19 protein-coding genes are annotated in these 19451 nt (G+C 53.7%); 6 read left to right on the top strand and 13 right to left on the bottom strand.

Annotated features, from left to right (window positions below; genetic code table 11):
- Positions 1-131: 131 nt before the first annotated feature.
- The 5 genes from PLU01S_RS17400 to PLU01S_RS17380 form a co-directional block, all read right to left on the bottom strand.
- On the bottom strand, positions 132-998 hold the full coding sequence (locus tag PLU01S_RS17400; protein WP_074827329.1) for an alpha/beta hydrolase: 867 nt from the start codon (positions 996-998) through the stop codon (positions 132-134).
- Positions 999-1157: 159 nt separating this feature from the next.
- Positions 1158-1595, bottom strand: coding sequence for a hotdog fold thioesterase (locus tag PLU01S_RS17395; RefSeq protein ID WP_010797842.1), 438 nt, complete (start codon positions 1593-1595; stop codon positions 1158-1160).
- Between the two features lie 96 nt (positions 1596-1691).
- The gene (gene sixA / locus PLU01S_RS17390) at positions 1692-2147 is read right to left on the bottom strand and encodes a phosphohistidine phosphatase SixA (RefSeq protein ID WP_074827331.1); all 456 of its coding nucleotides are present in this window, start codon (positions 2145-2147) and stop codon (positions 1692-1694) included.
- Positions 2144-2437, bottom strand: coding sequence for a DUF4389 domain-containing protein (locus PLU01S_RS17385; protein ID WP_010797840.1), 294 nt, complete (start codon positions 2435-2437; stop codon positions 2144-2146). Before PLU01S_RS17385 ends, sixA begins: the two co-directional genes overlap by 4 nt.
- An 8-nt stretch (positions 2438-2445) precedes the next feature.
- A complete protein-coding gene (locus PLU01S_RS17380; protein WP_074827333.1) occupies positions 2446-3474 on the bottom strand; it encodes an NAD(P)H-dependent glycerol-3-phosphate dehydrogenase in 1029 nt (342 codons plus the stop codon).
- Between the two features lie 196 nt (positions 3475-3670).
- Here PLU01S_RS17380 and PLU01S_RS17375 point away from each other — a divergent pair, with 196 nt between their 5' ends.
- The 4 genes from PLU01S_RS17375 (at position 3671) to PLU01S_RS17360 (ending at position 8941) form a co-directional block, all read left to right on the top strand.
- Positions 3671-5554 carry an ATP-binding protein gene (locus PLU01S_RS17375; RefSeq protein WP_074827338.1) on the top strand — a complete coding sequence of 628 codons (1884 nt, stop codon included), beginning with the start codon at positions 3671-3673 and terminating at the stop codon, positions 5552-5554.
- A gap of 180 nt (positions 5555-5734) precedes the next feature.
- On the top strand, positions 5735-6250 hold the full coding sequence (gene fabA / locus PLU01S_RS17370; RefSeq protein WP_010797837.1) for a 3-hydroxyacyl-[acyl-carrier-protein] dehydratase FabA: 516 nt from the start codon (positions 5735-5737) through the stop codon (positions 6248-6250).
- Between the two features lie 12 nt (positions 6251-6262).
- Positions 6263-7480, top strand: coding sequence for a beta-ketoacyl-ACP synthase I (gene fabB, locus PLU01S_RS17365; RefSeq protein WP_074827340.1), 1218 nt, complete (start codon positions 6263-6265; stop codon positions 7478-7480).
- 225 nt (positions 7481-7705) lie between these two features.
- Positions 7706-8941 carry a sugar MFS transporter gene (locus PLU01S_RS17360; RefSeq protein WP_010797835.1) on the top strand — a complete coding sequence of 412 codons (1236 nt, stop codon included), beginning with the start codon at positions 7706-7708 and terminating at the stop codon, positions 8939-8941.
- Positions 8942-9049: 108 nt separating this feature from the next.
- Here PLU01S_RS17360 and ccoM read toward each other — a convergent pair whose 3' ends face one another.
- From ccoM to PLU01S_RS26205, 4 genes are all read right to left on the bottom strand, one after another.
- A complete protein-coding gene (gene ccoM, locus PLU01S_RS26335; protein ID WP_019365407.1) occupies positions 9050-9157 on the bottom strand; it encodes a cytochrome c oxidase subunit CcoM in 108 nt (35 codons plus the stop codon).
- 100 nt (positions 9158-9257) lie between these two features.
- Positions 9258-9416, bottom strand: a complete 159-nt coding sequence (locus PLU01S_RS25770; RefSeq protein ID WP_010797833.1) for a hypothetical protein — start codon at positions 9414-9416, stop codon at positions 9258-9260.
- Positions 9413-9994 (bottom strand): alpha-ketoglutarate-dependent dioxygenase AlkB family protein, encoded by a 582-nt coding sequence (locus tag PLU01S_RS17355; RefSeq protein WP_074827342.1) that lies wholly within the window; start codon positions 9992-9994, stop codon positions 9413-9415. Before PLU01S_RS17355 ends, PLU01S_RS25770 begins: the two co-directional genes overlap by 4 nt.
- Positions 9995-10093: 99 nt before the next feature.
- A complete protein-coding gene (locus tag PLU01S_RS26205) occupies positions 10094-10360 on the bottom strand; it encodes a hypothetical protein (RefSeq protein ID WP_074827344.1) in 267 nt (88 codons plus the stop codon).
- Between the two features lie 115 nt (positions 10361-10475).
- Between PLU01S_RS26205 and rapA the strand changes: the two genes are divergently transcribed.
- Complete coding sequence (gene rapA / locus PLU01S_RS17345) at positions 10476-13298, top strand: RNA polymerase-associated protein RapA (RefSeq protein ID WP_074827346.1); 2823 nt, start codon at positions 10476-10478, stop codon at positions 13296-13298.
- A 42-nt stretch (positions 13299-13340) separates the two neighbouring features.
- On the opposite strand, the gene PLU01S_RS17340 is transcribed toward rapA, so the two are convergent.
- The 4 genes from PLU01S_RS17340 to apbC all read right to left on the bottom strand — a co-directional run bounded on the left by PLU01S_RS17340 (position 13341) and on the right by apbC (position 17215).
- On the bottom strand, positions 13341-14147 hold the full coding sequence (locus PLU01S_RS17340; protein WP_074827347.1) for an MOSC domain-containing protein: 807 nt from the start codon (positions 14145-14147) through the stop codon (positions 13341-13343).
- A 96-nt stretch (positions 14148-14243) separates the two neighbouring features.
- Positions 14244-15173: a chemotaxis protein CheV gene (locus PLU01S_RS17335; protein ID WP_010797828.1), complete on the bottom strand. Its 930-nt coding sequence runs from the start codon at positions 15171-15173 to the stop codon at positions 14244-14246.
- 255 nt (positions 15174-15428) lie between these two features.
- Positions 15429-15995, bottom strand: a complete 567-nt coding sequence (gene dcd, locus PLU01S_RS17330; RefSeq protein ID WP_010797827.1) for a dCTP deaminase — start codon at positions 15993-15995, stop codon at positions 15429-15431.
- 125 nt (positions 15996-16120) lie between these two features.
- Positions 16121-17215, bottom strand: a complete 1095-nt coding sequence (gene apbC / locus PLU01S_RS17325; protein ID WP_074827349.1) for an iron-sulfur cluster carrier protein ApbC — start codon at positions 17213-17215, stop codon at positions 16121-16123.
- 162 nt (positions 17216-17377) lie between these two features.
- Here apbC and metG point away from each other — a divergent pair, with 162 nt between their 5' ends.
- Positions 17378-19423 carry a methionine--tRNA ligase gene (metG, locus tag PLU01S_RS17320; RefSeq protein ID WP_074827351.1) on the top strand — a complete coding sequence of 682 codons (2046 nt, stop codon included), beginning with the start codon at positions 17378-17380 and terminating at the stop codon, positions 19421-19423.
- Positions 19424-19451: the final 28 nt, after the last annotated feature.

Below are 19451 nucleotides of genomic sequence, written 5' to 3'. Positions count from 1 at the left end.
GGCGAATCTGACAGAGCGAATACACGTTCAAAACCGCCCAAACGCTGCATCCTTTAGAGGCATGGCTCCCTGTGACTTGATCGCTATTGATCCTTTATGCATAACAAGCCTTATCAATACCCGTATTCGAGTCAAGCTGCAGAGAAAAAGCGATTGAAACAATCTGCTACCGCCCTTGCGCCAACCTCGTTATCCAGATGCAAGTGATGCCCCCCAGCCAAACGGGTAACTTCATAGCAAGCAAGCTCCTGTAGAAGTCCATCGATACCGGGAATTTTGACGAGCAGCCCCTTATCAGCCACAACGAGACTCGCGGGGCACTGCACTTTTTTAATGAACGCCAAGGCCTGCTCATGCGTCAGCCTTAATGTGGCCGGCAAGGTTAAACGAGCATCGGAGCGCCAGGTATACCCTCCTGGAATAGGCATCAACCCTCGCTCTGCCAGTAGCTCTGCAGCCTCCATACTGACCGATCCCACACCTTTGAGTCTGGCTTGAGCGGCCTGCTGAACAGTCTCATAAACCGGCTTGCGCTTATTGGGCAAATTAAGCTGAGCACGCAAGGCATTGCCTAGTTTTTCAGGCGCCTCATCCGGCTCTGTCGTGTACGGTAGCAGCCCGTCGATCAACGCCAGACGCTCGACACGTTCCGGCAATGCTGCTGCGAAAAGCACCGAAATAATGGCCCCGAGTGAGTGACCCAGTAACGAGAAGCGCTCCCACCCTAGCTGCTCTGCTGCCATCAAGACGTCCTGCACGTAGTCTTGCAGCAGGTAGCCAACACCGGCCGGGCGATGAGCGGATAAACCATGCCCCGGCAGGTCGACTGCAACAATGCGCAACCCCTCCAGATAAGGGGCCAATCGCGAGAACGTCATAGCATTATCTAACCAGCCATGCAAAGCCAGCACTGGCCGCCCGTCTTCAGGGCCGAATAAACGAGCCGCAAGCTCAAGGTGGGGTAAGTTAAGGCGCAACTCCTGTACATGGGCAGTCATGTCTAGTTCTCATAATTGATTTTCAGATCAGACAATAAAGCAAGCAGAAGGGCTTCGCAGAGCAATGGCGCTCATGCTCGACGAACCAGTAAATGCTCTAGATATAAAGAGGCGCAAGACCAACACCTAATAACCGAAAGGGCTGGTCCAGGCGCGGCATCAGGACGAAATGCGGTCTTTGGGGATGACAGCTACCGTTAAACGCGAAATACAGGTTGCACGCCCCGCTTCATCTGACAATCGGATATCCCATACATGAGTACTTCGACCCAGATGGACAGGCTTTGCCACAGCGGTCACCCGTCCACGTCTAACAGCGCGCAAATGATTGGCATTGACCTCAAGCCCCACGCAGGTGTACTGGCTCCTGTCGATACAGAGCAGACTGGCAATGGAGCCGACGGTTTCTGCCAAGACAACAGAAGCCCCTCCATGAAGCAACCCAAACGGCTGGTGGGTACGCTCATCTACCGCCATGCTTGCAGTGAGCGAATCTTCATCATAAGCCTCAAAATGAATATCCACGCGCTCGCAAATAGTGTTTTGCAAACTCTCATCCAGCGCAGCGAGGTCCGGCTCGGTGAACCAGATACTCATACCAGGTACTCCGCATAGACCCGTAAAGACACACCTGATGCATCAATTAACATAACGACCTCTTTTTTGTTAGAAATTATGGAATCGTCGAATCAGTCAAGGATGGAAAAGCTCAACCAGCTCCATGGCACCTGCAATGCGCATTTCTCCTTCAAGCGTAGCCAGTGAGCCTGTAGCCATACTCAGTGGCTGCTGTAGGTTTCCATGAACCAGAAGACCAGCCAGGTAGCTGACAAAGGGATTATGGGTAGTTAACAGGATATTACTGCCGGAAAGATCATCCAGAAGATCAATAGCCTTGATCACGTCATCATCAGGCGTTATCCAGGGCAGAGTGACAATGGACTCTTTGTGCCCTAGAACACCCCTGACCAGCTCGGCTGTCTGCTGGGCTCGGACGTATGGACTGGCATAAATCACATCGATTCTTTGCCCTAATAGCCGCTCTGCACTGCGCCTGACCTCAGTACGCCCTCTATCCGTCAACGGCCTGAACTCATCGCCCTCTGAACGCGGCTCCGCCTCACCATGCCTTAGCAACCAGAGCGTCATGGCTGCTTCTCTTGCATAGAGGAAGCGGTATCGGGCCAGTCAGCAAGAGGCCATGGCTTTTCTTCTGTAGCAAAGGTTCCGAAACGAACAATCTGCGCCAGATAGCAGGACAAACTCGAACCAAATTCACTTAAGGCGTCACTTGGTGTGCCTTTGACGAGGCGATAGCCCAGCTGAGCAATTACCACGCCTGCAAAAATGTACTGCGACACTAACCATACAAGCAGGAAAATCACCATCCAGATAAGACGCAACGCGAGGCTTTCGCGTTCATGAGTGTCTGCTGACATATTCTCTCCTAAGCTTCGGAGCCTATCGGCAAATAGAAATCGACATCGGTTTTAGGCTCCCCACGCATCAGCGCAGCAATAACCTGATCCAGCGTGCGGGATTCGAACAGTACCGCATACAGGCCTTGCACCAGCGGCATATAGACGCCGAGTTCATCGGCTTTTTCCTTGAGAACACGCAAGGTGTTGACCCCTTCCGCCGTCTCCCCCATTCGAGCAACTGCCGCCTCAAGCGTAAGGCCCTCACCCAATGCATGCCCTACCTGATAGTTGCGGCTCTTGGGCGAAGAACAAGTGACGATAAGATCACCTACCCCGGCCAAACCCATGAATGTAATGGGATTGGCACCCTGCTGTACGGCAAAGCGAGTCATCTCGGCGAGCGCGCGGGTAATCAGCATGCTGCGGGTGTTTTCACCCATATTCAGCGCAGCTGCCAGCCCCGCCATGATGGCATATACGTTCTTCAAGGCTCCGGCCAGCTCTACTCCCAGCCGGTCACGGCTGGCATAGACCCTGAAGGTACGCCCATGGAGAACAGCCTGCACCTGCTGGCAGAGCGCATCATCTTCACTGGCAATAACGGTAGCCGTCAGTGCGTGCTCTGCAATCTCTCGCGCCAGGTTAGGTCCTGAAATCACACCAATTCTGGCTTTCGGTGCGATCTCCTCAAGAATCTGGCTCATCAGCTTGAAGGTATGCGCTTCAATTCCTTTGGTGAGGCTGACCAACGCCTTACCCGCCAGGCGATCGGCTACCGGGGCAAGCACATTACGTAACGCACTGGAGGGCAGCGCGACAAAGGCAATGTCACACCCTGCCAGAGAGGCATCAAGATCACATCCCGGCTCGACAGATTGATGAACCTTTATGCCCTTTAGATACCGCGGATTCTCACGAACTTGACGAATAGCTTCAGCCTGCTCAGGATCGCGCATCCAGAGCTTTACAGGATGACCATTCTCCGCCAGCAGATTGGCCAGGGCAGTTCCAAAACTGCCTCCGCCCAAGACTGCTATAGGTTGCTTTACACTCATCGGGTTATCCATTTATGCCGCAATGTGCGACGGTATCCACATTATACGAAGCCCCTATTTAACATTCCGCTCTCTTTTATTGAACCATGTGTAATTACCGTATCCTTCTTCCTGAAGGTGGACGCTAACACCATAACGGCCAGAATGGCCTATTGTAGTAAGAGCATCGAGCTCAAGGCTCACGGAGAACGCTCTATTGGACAAGCGACGCGGCTGGGGCATACGTACCCGTACTTTAGCCATCAGCCTGGGACCTGCCCTGATTATTACATTGGTACTGACGGGCTATTTCACATACGCCCGCCTTCAGGATCTGCATCACGAACTCAGTCACACAGGTCAGCTGATTGCAATTCAGTTGGCATCTGCCAGTGAATATGGGGTCTCGACCGATAACCTCCCGATGCTACGCAACCTCCTGGAGGCCACACTGGCGACCCGCTACGTTCGCTTTATCGAAATCCGCGATCGTCAGGAGCGCATCATCATGTATGCGCATAATCCGCCCCCCAATGCGCAATCGGCTTCACAGGTAGAGATATTTCACGCAAGCATCAGCCGCTCGGGCACACCCAATTCGAATGGGTCCCTTGGCCGTGTTGCCGTTGGCGTGACCAACGAAGCCTTCCATGAGCGCCAACAGGCTATTTTGACCAAGGCAGGCGCACTGGCCTTACTGGCACTTGGGCTTACCTTCTTGCTGGCCTGGCGCCTGGCCAAGCGCCTTTCCGCGCCGCTAAGCGACATGGGTCGTACCGTGAATGCCATTCGCGCAGGCGACTACCACAGCCGTCTTCCGGTACCAGACAACTCCGAAATGGGCGTATTGGCGCATCTGATCAATGATCTTGCCCAAGCCCTGCAGCGGGCCAGTGAAGAGCAACAGCGCAGCATTGATCAGCCGGTTGCGGCACGTGAAGAGGCCGAGCAGGCCAACCGCGCCAAATCAGACTTTCTCGCCATGATGAGTCATGAGCTTCGTACACCACTCAATGGCGTACTGGGCATGTTGCAGCTCCTTGAAACCACAGAGCAATCCCGCGAGCAAAGTGAATACACTAGCCTTGCTACCGAATCCACAGAGCATTTGCTGAAAGTTATCAACGATGTTTTGGATTTCTCACGCATCGAGCGTGGTGCGCTGGAGCTGGAAAGCATTCCATTCAATCTGGCCGACCTGATTACAGGTTCGGTGCAGGTTTTCCAGCACAGTGCAACACAACGTGGTCTGCAGCTGGCGCTTGAAGGCGCCGAAAGTCTGGAGCGACTGGAGGTTACCGGAGACCCGACGCGCCTGAGGCAGATCCTGGTCAATCTGGTTGGCAATGCACTCAAATTTACCGAGAGCGGCTCAATCGAGGTTAAATGCTACTGCCAACCTCTGGATGAGCGCCTGCTCTGGCTCACCTGCTCGGTACACGATAGCGGCATAGGTATTTCGGCAGAACGCCTGGAACGCATGTTTGATGCCTTCCAGCAGGCTGACCCAACCATCAGCCGCCGTTACGGAGGTACCGGGCTTGGACTGTCCATCGCACGCACACTGGCGGAGCGGATGGGTGGATCGCTTCATGCCATAAGCCAGGAAAGCCAGGGATCAACCTTTACGCTCGAATTGCCGCTTCCCTTCCGACACGTCCAGCAGACAGAGCGCAACCAGTCTCCTCTTCAGGAGTTTCAGGTCAATGGACTGAACGTCCTGCTGGTTGAGGATAACCCGGTCAATCAGACAGTTATCGAAGCCATGTTACGCAGCCTGGGGTATCATATTACTATCGCAGGGGATGGAGCCCAGGCGGTAAGTCTGGCCGAGCAGCAGTCTTTCAGTGCAATTCTCATGGACTGTCGTTTACCGGTGCTGGATGGCTATCAGGCTACTCGCCTGATCCGTCAACAGCCTGGGCCTATGGTTCCCATCATTGCACTAACGGCCAATGCGCTGCAGGGGGATCGGGAAAATTGTTTGGCTGCCGGAATGAATGATTATCTGGCAAAACCCTTCAAGCGAGCTGATCTTCAACAGATGCTGCAACGCTGGATTAGCCAGCCCGAGCGGTCTCGAGGAGCAACGTCCTTGTAATCGGATATGCATCACTATTGGAGTATTTGATCTCCAACGTGCACAATTCGTCTTTCGCGAGGTTTTACCGCCTCGCTGTGACTTTCAAAATGGCTTGGCTGTCTATGTGGTGGCTGTCCAATAGCGAGAGCGACACTATAATCGCCGACATTGATCACCAGGCCAGCTACAGGAGCTTGCATGACCAAACAACACGCCTTCACCCACGAAGACTTGCTGCGCTGCAGCCGTGGCGAGCTATTCGGCCCGGGTAATGCGCAACTGCCCGCCCCGAACATGCTGATGATCGATCGGATCACTCATATCAGCGATGTAGGCGGCAAGTACGGTAAGGGTGAACTGGTCGCCGAGCTGGATATCAATCCAGATCTCTGGTTCTTTAAATGCCATTTCGAAGGTGACCCGGTAATGCCAGGCTGCCTGGGCTTGGATGCCATGTGGCAATTGGTAGGTTTCTATCTTGGCTGGCAGGGAAATCCTGGCCGCGGCCGTGCGCTGGGCTCAGGAGAGGTCAAGTTTTTTGGCCAGGTACTGCCCACTGCCAAGAAAGTGACCTACAACATACATATCAAGCGCACCATTACACGTTCGCTAATTCTAGCCATTGCAGATGGTACGGTTAGCGTTGATGGTCGCGAGATTTACTCGGCCGAAGGTCTTCGTGTCGGCCTATTCACTTCAACAGAAAGTTTCTAAGGGTCCTTCCGCATGCGTCGCGTCGTGATCACCGGCTTGGGCATTGTTTCCTGCCTCGGCAATGACAAAGACACCGTTTCCGCCAACCTGCGCGCAGGTCGTCCCGGCATTCGTTTCAATCCGGAATATGCCGAAATGGGGCTTCGCAGCCAAGTGTCCGGGTCCGTCGACCTGAACCTGGAAGAGCTGATCGACCGCAAGGTCAAGCGCTTCGTGGGTGATGCAGCCGCCTATGCCTACCTGGCAATGGAACAGGCTGTCAAAGACTCAGGCTTGACCGAAGAGCAGGTTTCAAACCCACGTACCGGCCTGATTGCCGGCTCTGGGGGCGCCTCTACGTTCAACCAGATGGAAGCGCTGGATATCCTGCGCGAAAAAGGCGTCAAGCGTGTCGGCCCCTACCGGGTTACTCGTACTATGAGCAGTACGGTATCGGCTTGCCTTGCAACGCCTTTCAAAATTAAAGGCCTGAACTATTCCGTGGCATCGGCCTGCGCAACCAGTGCGCACTGCATTGGTCTGGCGATGGAGCAGATTCAACTGGGCAAGCAGGACGTCGTGTTTGCCGGTGGCGGTGAAGAGGAACATTGGTCCCAGTCCTTCCTGTTCGACGCCATGGGCGCCCTGTCTAGCCAGTACAACGAAACCCCTGAAAAAGCTTCCCGCGCGTACGATGCCAATCGTGATGGCTTTGTCATCGCTGGCGGCGGCGGTATGGTTGTAGTCGAGGAACTCGAGCATGCCCTTGCTCGTGGTGCCAAGATTTATGCAGAAATCGTAGGCTACGGTGCAACATCCGATGGCTATGACATGGTTGCGCCGAGCGGTGAAGGCGCTGCACGCTGCATGCGCCAGGCGATGTCTACAGTGGACGCCCCGATTGACTACCTGAACACCCACGGCACCTCCACTCCGGTGGGTGATGTTGCAGAGATCAAGGCGGTACGGGAAGTCTTTGGTGACAAGGCCCCGGCCATCAGCTCTACAAAGAGCCTGTCAGGTCACTCTTTGGGCGCCGCTGGTGTTCATGAAGCGATCTACTGCATGTTGATGATGGAAGGCAACTTCATCGCTGGCTCAGCCAATATCGATGAGCTCGACTCTCAGGTAGCAGACTTGCCCATTCTTCGTGAGACTCAGGAGAATGCCAAGCTCGACGTTGTCATGAGCAACAGCTTTGGCTTTGGTGGAACCAACGCCACGCTGATTCTCAAGCGCTGGAATAGCTGATCCAGCGCCGCGTGCAACACCCTAAAACCCGCACACCGTGCGGGTTTTTTTACAACCAAAACATGACTTTAGACGAACTTTTTAAAAATTTAACCTCTCGCTGAATCGATTTCTGCACGGTTCATAACTATTATTCCGCGCGGATTGAACCGAAACGGATTGGATCAATCATATGCGAGCTTTAAACGGGCGTTCATTTGAGTCGCCTACCCCTTTGGAGAGAAGATGAATAATTCCAACGAAGTTCCAAATTACAGAGGCCCCCTGTCGGTACTGACCGTACTGTTCTTCATGTGGGGATTGATTACCTCGCTGAATGATATTCTGGTTCCTCACCTCAAGGCTGTCTTCACGCTGAGCTACGTTCAAGCCTCGCTGATTCAGTTCTGTTTCTTTACCGCCTACTTCATCGTCTCGTTCCCGGCAGGTCGCCTGGTTGAGGGGCTTGGCTACAAGAAGGGAATTATCTTCGGTTTATGTACAGCTGCTGTTGGCTGTTTGCTGTTTTATCCAGCTGCCGGAGCGCACTCCTACGCCTTCTTCCTACTGGCCTTATTCGTACTAGCGGGCGGTATCACTGTCCTACAGGTGGCAGCCAACCCTTACGTTACTGTTCTTGGTAAGCCGGAAACCGCTGCAAGCCGTCTGACGCTGACTCAGGCCTTCAACTCTCTGGGCACAACCGTAGGCCCGCTGATTGGCGCCGTAACCATTCTGGCACTGGTCGAGCACAGCACAGATGCCTCTTCGGTACAGATGCCCTACCTGATTCTGGCCGGTATGCTTCTGGCAATTGCCGTGATCATTGGCTTTATCAAATTGCCGCAAATCAAAGGTGGTAATGACGAAGTTCAGACCCAGCAGAACAGCGCTCCTCAGCACGAAGCCAAAAGCATCTGGCAGTACAAGCACCTTCTTCTCGGTGTTATCGGTATTTTCATGTATGTAGGCTCCGAGGTATCGATCGGCACCTACCTGATCAGCCTGATGGAAAGCCCTGACGTGGCAGGCCTCTCGAGTGATGTAGCTGGACGCTACCTCGCTCTGTACTGGGGCGGCGCGATGGTAGGCCGCTTTGTCGGTGGTGTGATCATGGCACGCGTCAGACCTAACTATGTGCTGGCCTTCAACAGCGTTGCAAACGTCGTATTGCTTGCGATTGCCATGGCAGTCAGTGGTAAGGCAGCAATGTGGGCTCTGCTTTGCATTGGTCTGTTCAACTCCATTATGTTCCCCACCATCTTCTCCCTGGCTCTAGACGGCCTAGGCAAGTTCACCAGTAAGGGCTCTGGTCTGCTGTGCATGGGCATCGTTGGCGGCGCACTGGTTCCGTTTATCCAGGCTATGTTTGCTGACTCTATCGGCCTGCTGATGTCGTTCTTTGTTCCGATGCTGGGCTATGTCTACATTCTCTTCTACGGTTTGAAAGGCTATCGCACCAAACCTGTAGTTGCTCACTAAACACAAAAGGCTGGCTTTTTAGCCAGCCTTTTTCTAATCCCTGAAAATAGAGCAAAAAAAAGGCGACCGAAGTCGCCCAAGTGCCTTGCGTGCCCTTTGTCCAGAAGGTCAGCGTTTATGCATATCCTTCCAGACGATGAAACCTACAACCGCAACAAACAGCGAAATCGAAGCCAACGCGCCGATACCCATTGTGATGACATCATCGATAAACATGGTGATGATCTCTGCGGCCAAGCAATGGGTATACGTTAAACGAGAGACAGCTTCGGATTATTGACCTCAGTCAATGGTTGGGTAGGTAGGTAACTGACACTCAACGTTTCTTGGGCTTTGACTTGCCTTTCTTTTTGGGCTTCGCCAATGGCAGAGCCTGTTCGAACGCCTGACGCATCTCGTTCAGCCGTTTTTCATTCAAATCATGGATGCGCTTGCTTCGCTCGGAAGTAAAATCAATCAGGTTGTTATCGCTCACGTTCGTATCCAACGAAAAGTAAGATTGAGTCGAGAAGACATAGACCGTTTTGTACGGGCAACTTGATGCTGCCAATAATGCTGGGTAGCACCTCGCATAACCAGAAGCGAGCCGTGCGTTAGCTCGATGGAATGCTCGATACGTTGCACACCGCGACGACGCAGATCGAAACGTCGCGCCTCCCCCAGGCTTAACGAAGCAATTGTAGGGTTTCGGCCTAGCACAGCCTCGTTATCACTATGCCAACCCATGGCATCTTGGCCGTTACGATAATAGTTGATCAACACCCCATTGAATGGGTGTTCACAAAACCGACTCACTAGACCACGAATATCGCCAAGAAGCTCCGTCCAAGGCAAAGAAGGATGCGCAAGACTGGAATATCCATAACTGATTCCAGGATCACCATACCAAGCAACGAGCCTGGGGGTTGGATAGCTCCTGCCGTAAACCTGCACCTGCGGCTGCTCCCATGGCGTTTGTTTAATCAGCTCCGCCATCCAGTCGTCAGCTTCCTGAGAAACAACCCAAGACTCATAGAGCGTCACATCGGCATTCGCCAAACCTGTCTGAGTCATGGCCTCCCTTCTCCTTCCCGAGAGGGCTTGCGGCCGACCCTCTCTTGGCATTGACTTATACAGAGCGCTATATATGGCTTGATAGAACCCAGCCGCCGCCTAAACTTTGATATCAACACACTGCCCTTTTTCGGAAGGTTCCATCAATGCTTCGGCACGCTCATCCGGCAGTAAAACCTGCAGTCCCCGCTTACGCTTGCGACGTTTTTCGCTTTCCTGCTCCAGCTTTTGCTCATCCAGAACGGATTGAAAGCCTGCTTCCTTTGCATGGGCGACAGCTGTTACTGGAGCGATGTCCGGTCGAGGCTTTACGGAATCGTGCTGCGTAGTGATCGGAATCAAGGCTTGCGGTATGGGCGGTAACATCAACTTGTCCTCTCGCGATATACCTATTTAAAGATTTTATGCCATCAGGCTTTGGCCTCGGCGGGCGCATTCGTTAACATAACCGGCTTTTTGAATGGGCGGGAGAAGCTACTACATGGCGCAGTATCAACCTGGGCAACGTTGGATCAGTGACAGTGAAGCCGAGCTGGGGCTCGGTACCATCCTGGCACAGGATGGACGCCTTCTGACCGTACTGTATCCGGCTACCGGAGAAACACGCCAGTATGCTCAACGCAACGCACCCTTGACCCGCGTACGCTTCGCACCAGGTGATGAAATCACCCACTTTGAAGGCTGGAAACTCACCGTTCGTGAGGTGGAAGAAAACGAAGGCCTGCTCACCTATCACGGTTTGAATGCCAAAAACGAACCTCGCACGATGACCGAGGCTGAACTATCCAACTTTATTCAGTTCCGTCTGGCAAGTGATCGTCTTTTCGCAGGTCAAATCGACCCGCTTTCCTGGTTCAGCCTGCGTTACCACACACTTGAACACAGCAGTCGTCTCTTACAATCGCCACTCTGGGGGCTGGCAGGCGCTCGAGCCCAACCTATCCCACACCAGCTGCATATTGCCCGTAGTGTAGCTGACCGTATTGCTCCACGTGTCCTTTTGGCCGACGAAGTGGGCCTTGGCAAGACGATCGAAGCAGGTCTTGTTATCCATCGTCAGCTGCTCAGTGGTCGTGCGCGTCGCATTCTGATTCTTGTGCCTGAAAACCTCCAGCATCAGTGGCTGGTAGAGATGCGCCGGCGCTTCAATCTGGAAGTCGCCCTGTTCGATTCAGAGCGCTTCCGCGCCAGTGACGCGACCAATCCTTTTGAAGATAATCAGATTGCTTTGGTCTCTTTGGACTGGCTAAAGCGTGATGAGCGCGCCCAGGACGCCGCGTTTGCAGCCGGCTGGGACCTTATGGTTGTGGATGAAGCCCATCACCTTGTATGGCACCCGGAACAGGTAAGTCCCGAATATGCTCTGGTCGAGCAGCTGGCTGAAGTCATCCCTGGCGTCCTGCTTCTGACCGCTACGCCCGAACAGCTTGGTCAAGACAGCCACTTTGCCCGCCTGCGCCTGCTGGATCCTAATCGCTTCCACGATCTTGAAGCATTCCGTAATGAAAGTGCCAATTACCGCCCGGTTGCCGAAGCTGTTCAAGAGCTGCTGGACCACGGTACGATGAGCGATGCTTCACGTGCCGCCATTCATGGCTTCCTGGGCGAGGAAGGCGACGCGCTGCTTACATCCGCTGCGGCTGGTGACGAAGAGGCTCGTTCGCGCCTTATTCGTGAACTACTGGACCGTCACGGGACAGGTCGGGTTCTTTTCCGTAATACTCGCGCCGCAGTGCTGGGCTTTCCAGAGCGAAACCTGGATGCATCAGCCTTGCCCTTCCCAGATCAGTACATGGATGCCAGCGCCTCGCTGTATCCTGAAACACTGTATGTTCCAGAGGATGAAAACGATCGCTGGTGGCGCCATGACCCACGTGTAGAGTGGCTGATTGAAACCCTCAAAGGCTTGAAAAAATTCAAGGTTCTAGTCATCTGCGCACATGCAGAGACTGCACTGGATTTGGAAGACGCCTTGCGACTGCGCTCGGGCATTCCGGCCACGGTTTTCCATGAGCGGATGAGTATTCTTGAACGTGACCGGGCTGCCGCCTACTTCGCTGACGAAGAATTTGGGGCGCAGGTACTGATCTGCTCTGAAATTGGTAGTGAAGGACGCAACTTCCAGTTTGCCCATCATCTCGTGTTGTTCGATCTACCCGCGCACCCTGACTTGCTGGAGCAGCGAATCGGCCGTTTGGACCGGATCGGTCAGCGCCACACTATTCAGCTGCATGTTCCTTACCTCGAAGGTAGCGCACAGGAGCGCAAGTTCCAGTGGTACCACCATGCACTGAATGCGTTTCTGTCAACCTGCCCTACCGGCAATACGCTAGAGCAGCGCTTCGGTGAACAGCTCAACACGCTGCTCCCTGGTGGAGATGAGGACAGCTGGCAAGCTCTGCTTGAAGAGGGTCGCCGCACACGTGAAGCACTTGAAGCTGAGCTGCATACAGGCCGCGATCGGTTGCTTGAGCTTAACTCCAGTGGCTCCGGCGAAGGTGAAGAGCTTCAGGAGGCGATCCTGGAACAGGATGACGAGTTTGCACTGCCGATCTATATGGAGAAGCTATTGGATGCCTTTGGCGTCGACAGCGAAGACCACTCCGATAATGCGCTCATCCTCAAGCCCAGCGAAAAAATGCTCGATGCAGGCTTCCCCCTGGGTAACGATGAAGGCGTGACGATTACCTATGACCGGGATCTGGCCCTGGCACGTGAAGACATGCAGTTTCTTACCTGGGAGCACCCCATGGTCCAGGGCGGCATGGACCTTGTGCTATCAGGCTCGATGGGCAACACGGCAGTAGCGCTGATCAAGAACAAGGCACTCAAGCCTGGCACAGTACTGCTTGAACTGCTTTACGTCAGCGAGGCGGTAGCCCCACGTTCACTTCAGTTGACTCGCTTCCTGCCCCCTATTGCCCTTCGCTGCCTGCTGGATGCAAACGGCAATGATCTGGCTGCACGCGTTTCGTTCGAGACGCTTAATGATCAGCTGGAAAGCGTACCACGCGGAAGCGCCAACAAGTTTGTTCAAGCCCAGCGTGACGCCTTGAGCAAACTCGTGGCGGCTGGCGAAGGCAAGGTATTGCCTCGTCATAACGAGCGCGTCGAACTGGCACGTCAGCGTTTCGTTGCCAACATGGACGAGGAGCTGGCTCGCTTGACGGCATTGCAAGCCGTCAACCCAAGTGTTCGTGATACTGAAATCGACACCCTGCGTCAGCAGCGTGAAGAAGGTATTGCCCACTTGGACAAAGCATCGCTACGCCTTGAATCTATACGGGTTCTAGTAGCTGGTTGATGACAAAGGCCCTTCTCAGAAGGGCCTTTCATTTCCACTGCGCTATGCCAGCACCTCAACAGGCATACCGATATTCACTGCGCCTGGATTAAGCTGGATCAGATTCTGCCCAAAGTAAACGGCGCCCTCATGTTCTCTATAAGTCTTCAGTGTTGCTAAAGGCTCCCGGTCATGACTGCGCACGCTGGTAACCGGATCAACAGTAATCAGTACACACCGAGAGCAAGGCTTCACAATACGAAATTCAACCTCCCCTATTCGTATATGCGTCCATTTATCCTCCGCGTAAGCCTTGCTACCTTCAACGACCAGATTAGGTCTGAACCGCCTCATATCCAAAGGCCGGCCCACACGCTGAGCCAGATCATCCAGAGAGGCCTGGCCAATCAGTAGCAATGGAAAACCGTCTGCGAAATTAACGTGATCACCAGGACTGGCATAAGCAGTATCAACCTGACGCGCCCGACTTTCGGGCATGTACACCAAGCGACAAGGTCTGTCCAAGAAGGTGCTTAACCAGGCATTGGCTTCTTCTCCTGCCTCTGGAACCTGGAACGTGTCTCGCCAGAGTGTGACGCCCTGCAGGGCCTCATCTGGCAGAGGAACAGAAATTTCAAGCGTTGACATTCCGGGGGCATTAAGCGAGAGACAACCGTTACTGATCCAACGGGCTACAATCTGCCCCATGCTGGGTAACAATCGCTGGGTCAGGAAACGTCCTGTCGAAGCCTCTACCACCATCCATCGCCGATCACCCGCCACGCCTAGGCAATCAATATCGGCACGCTCAAGAGGCTCAGGCGCAGTAGATTTGACGGGATAACGATAAAGTCCGCTGAGATGAAACATGGCACGGCTTCCTGTCGACCAAAGAAGCCGTGAGTCTAGAAAAGATCAGCGCCTGTGTGCAGGCTTGACGGACAAAATTATCGTCAGGACCTACACTTATTGGTCTAGCAGGCTCAATCGGGTTCGTACCGCCTCAACCAATAAATCAGGCTGGAACTTGGACAGGAATGCGTTGCAGCCTACTTTCTTGACCATCGCCTCGTTGAAACTACCGGATAGCGAGGTATGGAGTACGACGTAGAGGCTACTGAGCTGAGGATCCTGACGGATCTCCGTCGTTAGGCGATAGCCATCCATCTCCGGCATTTCAGCGTCTGTAATAAGCATTAGCAGCTTTTCAGAGACATTGACCCCGTCCTTGGCCCATTGTTTGAGTTTCTGCAACGCCTTGAGACCATCTGTAGCGATGTGGAAGGTCAAACCGAGCTGCGTCAGTGTATCGCGCATCTGATTGAGCGCGGTGCTGGAGTCATCCACCAACATAATTTCACGTGACTTCGCTTTGGTTAGCAACGAGTCGTCCAAGCGCTCGCGGGAAACCTTGACGTTATAAGGCACGATTTCAGCCAGTACTTTTTCTACATCGATGACTTCGATCAGCTTGTCCTCAAACTTGGTAATAGCCGTCAGATAATGTTGACGACCGGCTCCACCCGGAGGGGGTTGGATGCTGTCCCAGTTAAGGTTGATGATGCGATCCACGCTTCCTACCAGGAACGCCTGGACGGTGCGGTTGTACTCAGTGACGATAATCGTGCTGTTTTGATCAGGCACAATCGGCCTCATCCCAATGGCACATGCCAAGTCAATAACCGGCAGTGTTTGTCCGCGCAGATGAATGACACCGCAGACCATCGGATTACGCTTGGGCATTAAAGTCAGTTTGGGCAGGTGCAATACTTCCTGCACCTTAAACACGTTGATGGCAAACATCTGCCGACTGGACAGACGAAACATCAGAATTTCCAGACGGTTCTCGCCTACCAGCTGCGTGCGCTGGTCGACAGAATCAAGAATGCTAGCCATGCCAAATCTCCTAAGAATAGCGTTTCCTAGGTATCGGCCATCTTGCAAGGACCTTGAAGCGAAACTCTGCAAAAGCCCGTCCGCTCAGCCACGACAGATGGCTGTATGGCTCTTACTGTATCGGCATGCGGTAGGGTCTACTTAAAGCGTTTTTACGCCTCCGTCTAACCGGCCTCTTAATACGGTTGAGCAGACTGGTTAGATCAGCAGGCATGAAAAAGCCGGGACACGCCCGGCTTCAGCCACTATTGTCAATCAGGCTTTCGGCAGTGTTACACCGCGTTGCCCCTGATACTTTCCACCACGATCCTTATAAGACACCTCGCAAGGCTCGTCAGATTCCAGGAACAGCATTTGAGCCACGCCTTCGTTAGCATAGATCTTAGCTGGCAGGTTGGTAGTATTGGAGAACTCCAATGTTACGTGCCCTTCCCACTCCGGCTCAAGCGGCGTGACATTCACAATAATGCCACAGCGGGCATAAGTGCTTTTGCCAAGGCAGATGGTCAATACGTTACGAGGAATACGGAAGTACTCGACGGTACGCGCCAGCGCAAAGGAGTTTGGCGGAATAACGCAAACATCTCCCTTGATATCGACGAAGCTTTTTTCATCGAAATTCTTCGGGTCGACGGTAGCTGAATGGATGTTGGTGAATACTTTGAACTCATCAGCGCAGCGCACATCGTAACCGTAGCTGGACACGCCAAAAGAGATCAGCCGGTCGGCTCCCTCCCCACGCATCTGCCGCTCAACGAACGGCTCGATCATGCCGTGTTCCTGGGCCATGCGGCGAATCCACTTATCTGCTTTGATGCTCATGGCACTGTCCTGTCAGGGGTAAAAACATAACCGCACATCTTACCGGTACGGCGGCACTCATCAAAGACCTAAACCATGAGAAAGCGAAGGACCAACGCTATTCAGTCCCTCGCTCGTCAATGGTATCAGTCGTCCGAAACCGTGATGGTGGGCATGATGGCAGCCTTTTTTCCACTCTGAGAAATGCGTGCGCCAACATGACGCGCCATATCCTGATAAATCATGGCGATCTGGCTGTCTGGATCAGCGATGGCCGTAGGACGTCCTTGGTCCGCCTGCTCGCGAATAGCCATGGATAGCGGCAGAGAGGCTAGAAGATCAACCCCATACTGACTGGCAAGCTTGTTGCCGCCGCCCTCGCCAAACAAATGCTCGGCATGACCACAATTCGAGCAGATGTGCACAGCCATATTCTCGACTACGCCCAACACTGGAATATTGACCTTACGGAACATCTCAACGCCCTTCTTGGCATCAAGAAGGGCCAGATCCTGCGGAGTCGTTACGATGACAGAACCAGCTACAGGAACCTTCTGGGCCAGCGTAAGCTGGATGTCACCCGTGCCTGGCGGCATATCGATGACGAGGTAATCCAGATTATTCCAGGCGGTCTGAGTAATCAGCTGCAGCAGCGCGCCCGACACCATCGGACCACGCCACACCACAGGTGTGCGCTCATCGGTCAGGAAAGCCATGGACATGACTTCGACCCCATGTGCCACCAGCGGAATGAACCACTTCTCATCCTGGATCTTGGGACGTGTACCTTCAGGCAAACCAAACATGATGCCCTGGCTGGGGCCGTAGATGTCGGCATCCAGGATACCTACTCGAGCCCCTTCACGTGCCAGGGCCAGCGCGAGGTTGGCAGAAGTCGTGGACTTGCCGACCCCACCCTTACCAGATGCGACCGCAATAATATTCTTTACGTTCGACATCGCCTCAACCTGAGGCTGAGCCGCATGGGGCTTGATGACACACTGGATCTGGACATCCGCCTGGGTAACACCTGGCAGGTTTTCCAGCGAATTCTTGAGCACCTGTGCCATGCCATTCTTGAACAGTCCCGCCGCATAACCCAGTTCGATGCTAACGACGATGTGTCCGCCGTTAAGGGTGACATCGCGCAGGCAACCTGCGGTGACCAGGTCCTGGTTGAGGTAGGGATCGGTGTACTGGCGCAGAGTGGCTTCTACCACTTCGCGGGTAAGTGCGCTCATAACAGCTCCAAACAAGGGTACGGTGTAATCGTAGTCACTATGCTACCGGTCAGACAGGATAAAACCTACCCGAATACTCAGCTATTGGACCAGGCGTGAAAAAAAACGGTTCGGCCTTTATAGTGTTCAATTATTTTTAGCCTTAATTGACAGTCGAGCCCTATGTCCGAACCCCGGAAGATTCTTGTCACTAGCGCCCTCCCCTATGCCAACGGTTCGATTCACCTTGGCCATATGCTGGAGTACATCCAGACTGACATCTGGGTGCGCTATCAAAAACTGCGCGGCAACCAGTGCATATATGTCTGTGCCGATGATGCCCATGGCTCCGCCATCATGCTGCGCGCCGAACGTGAAGGCGTTACGCCGCAACAGCTTATTGATGGTGTTCGTACCGAGCACATGGCGGATTTCACCGATTTTCTTATTGATTTCGACAATTACTATTCGACGCACTCGGAAGAGAACCGTGCACTGGCAAGCCAGATCTATCTGAAGCTACGGGATGCTGGCCACATTGCTACACGTGCAGTGACCCAGTACTTCGACCCGGACAAGAACATGTTCCTGGCTGACCGCTTCATCAAGGGCACCTGCCCTAAATGCGGCACCGAGGATCAATATGGTGATAACTGCGAAAAGTGTGGCGCTACCTATGAGCCAACGGATCTGATCAATCCAAAGTCAGCCATCTCCGGCGCGACACCTGTTCTCAAGGAATCGCAACACTTTTTCTTCAAGCTACCTGACTTCGACACCATGCTCAAAAGCTGGACGCGCGGCGGCGCCTTACAGGAGTCAGTAGCCAACAAGATTGCCGAATGGCTCGATGCCGGTCTGCAGGAGTGGGACATCAGCCGTGACGCGCCTTACTTCGGCTTCGAAATCCCTGATGCGCCTGGCAAGTATTTTTATGTCTGGCTGGACGCTCCAATTGGCTACATGGCCAGCTTCCAGAACCTGATCACTCATCGTCCGGAACTAGGTCTTGAGTTCGATGCATTCTGGGGCAAGGACTCCACCGCAGAGCTCTATCACTTTATCGGCAAAGATATTGTCAACTTCCATGCCTTATTCTGGCCAGCTATGCTGGAGGGTGCAGGCTACCGCAAGCCTACCGCCGTCAACGTTCATGGTTACGTTACGGTAAATGGGCAGAAAATGTCGAAGTCACGCGGTACATTCGTCAAGGCACGTACTTACCTTGAGCATCTCTCGCCTGAATACCTGCGTTACTACTATGCCGCCAAGCTGGGTCGCGGTGTAGATGACCTGGACCTGAACCTTGAAGATTTTGTCCAGAAAGTCAATTCCGATCTGGTGGGCAAGGTTGTCAATATCGCCAGCCGCTGTGCTGGCTTCATTCACAAGGGTAATAACGGGCTCTTGATCGAGGCCAACCCGGCACCTGAACTCTGGCAGGCATTTCAGGCCGCGGCGCCCAGCATCGCCGAAGCCTATGAAGGTCGCGAATTTGGGCGCGCCATGCGTGAAATCATGGCGCTGGCCGACCAAGCTAACGCCTGGATTGCTGAAAAAGCGCCTTGGGCACTGGCCAAGCAGGAAGGTAAACAGGATGAAGTCCAGGCAATCTGCGCATTGGGCATCAATCTCTTCCGTCAACTGGTCATCTTCCTCAAGCCCGTACTCCCCAAGCTCGTAGAGGCCGCCGAAACGTTCCTGAATATAGCTCCGCTGCACTGGGAAGATCTTTCAACGGCATTGGCGAATCATCAGCTAAACCCATTTGCACCCCTCATGACACGAATCGAATCTGCAAAAGTGACCGAGATGATCGAAGCATCAAAAGAAGACCTGACTGCCAGCACTACAGCGCCTCAGGCCTCCAATAATGGTGAGCTGGCCAAGGAGCCTATTGCAGGAACCATCGACTTCGATGCCTTTTCCGCTGTAGATCTGCGAGTGGCACGTATCGTCAAGGCTGAAGCGGTGGCAGGGGCTGACAAGCTTCTGCAACTCACGCTCGATATTGGCGACGAATTGCGCAATGTGTTCTCTGGAATCAAGAGCGCCTATGACCCCGCTACGCTGGAAGGTCGCCTTACTCTGTACGTTGCCAATCTGGCTCCCCGTAAGATGCGCTTTGGTGTTTCCGAAGGCATGGTGCTGGCAGCCGGTCCTGGTGGGAAAGATATTTTCTTGTTAAGTCCAGACGCGGGTGCCTTGCCAGGGCAGCGAGTGAAGTAATCAAAACGGCCGCTATAAGCGGCCGTTT

It is taken from the genome of Pseudomonas luteola NBRC 103146 (assembly GCF_002091675.1).
Lineage (GTDB): Bacteria > Pseudomonadota > Gammaproteobacteria > Pseudomonadales > Pseudomonadaceae > Chryseomonas > Chryseomonas luteola.
The sequence above is the reverse complement of the archived record's forward strand: the minus strand, read 5'-3'. Positions and strand labels throughout refer to the sequence as shown.

Excerpts from the sequence above, each read along its gene's own strand:
- PLU01S_RS17355 (WP_074827342.1), bottom strand. The coding sequence starts at position 9,994 with ATGACTCAGACAGGTTTGGCGAATGCCGATGTGACGCTCTATGAGTCT.
- PLU01S_RS17340 (WP_074827347.1), bottom strand. The coding sequence starts at position 14,147 with ATGTTTCATCTCAGCGGACTTTATCGTTATCCCGTCAAATCTACTGCG.
- dcd (WP_010797827.1), bottom strand. The coding sequence starts at position 15,995 with ATGAGCATCAAAGCAGATAAGTGGATTCGCCGCATGGCCCAGGAACAC.
- PLU01S_RS17360 (WP_010797835.1), top strand. The coding sequence starts at position 7,706 with ATGAATAATTCCAACGAAGTTCCAAATTACAGAGGCCCCCTGTCGGTA.
- metG (WP_074827351.1), top strand. The coding sequence starts at position 17,378 with ATGTCCGAACCCCGGAAGATTCTTGTCACTAGCGCCCTCCCCTATGCC.
- fabB (WP_074827340.1), top strand. The coding sequence starts at position 6,263 with ATGCGTCGCGTCGTGATCACCGGCTTGGGCATTGTTTCCTGCCTCGGC.
- PLU01S_RS17385 (WP_010797840.1), bottom strand. The coding sequence starts at position 2,437 with ATGTCAGCAGACACTCATGAACGCGAAAGCCTCGCGTTGCGTCTTATC.
- PLU01S_RS17400 (WP_074827329.1), bottom strand. The coding sequence starts at position 998 with ATGACTGCCCATGTACAGGAGTTGCGCCTTAACTTACCCCACCTTGAG.
- sixA (WP_074827331.1), bottom strand. The coding sequence starts at position 2,147 with ATGACGCTCTGGTTGCTAAGGCATGGTGAGGCGGAGCCGCGTTCAGAG.
- fabA (WP_010797837.1), top strand. The coding sequence starts at position 5,735 with ATGACCAAACAACACGCCTTCACCCACGAAGACTTGCTGCGCTGCAGC.
- rapA (WP_074827346.1), top strand. The coding sequence starts at position 10,476 with ATGGCGCAGTATCAACCTGGGCAACGTTGGATCAGTGACAGTGAAGCC.
- ccoM (WP_019365407.1), bottom strand. The coding sequence starts at position 9,157 with ATGTTTATCGATGATGTCATCACAATGGGTATCGGCGCGTTGGCTTCG.
- PLU01S_RS17395 (WP_010797842.1), bottom strand. The coding sequence starts at position 1,595 with ATGAGTATCTGGTTCACCGAGCCGGACCTCGCTGCGCTGGATGAGAGT.
- PLU01S_RS26205 (WP_074827344.1), bottom strand. The coding sequence starts at position 10,360 with ATGTTACCGCCCATACCGCAAGCCTTGATTCCGATCACTACGCAGCAC.
- PLU01S_RS17380 (WP_074827333.1), bottom strand. The coding sequence starts at position 3,474 with ATGAGTGTAAAGCAACCTATAGCAGTCTTGGGCGGAGGCAGTTTTGGA.
- apbC (WP_074827349.1), bottom strand. The coding sequence starts at position 17,215 with ATGAGCGCACTTACCCGCGAAGTGGTAGAAGCCACTCTGCGCCAGTAC.
- PLU01S_RS17335 (WP_010797828.1), bottom strand. The coding sequence starts at position 15,173 with ATGGCTAGCATTCTTGATTCTGTCGACCAGCGCACGCAGCTGGTAGGC.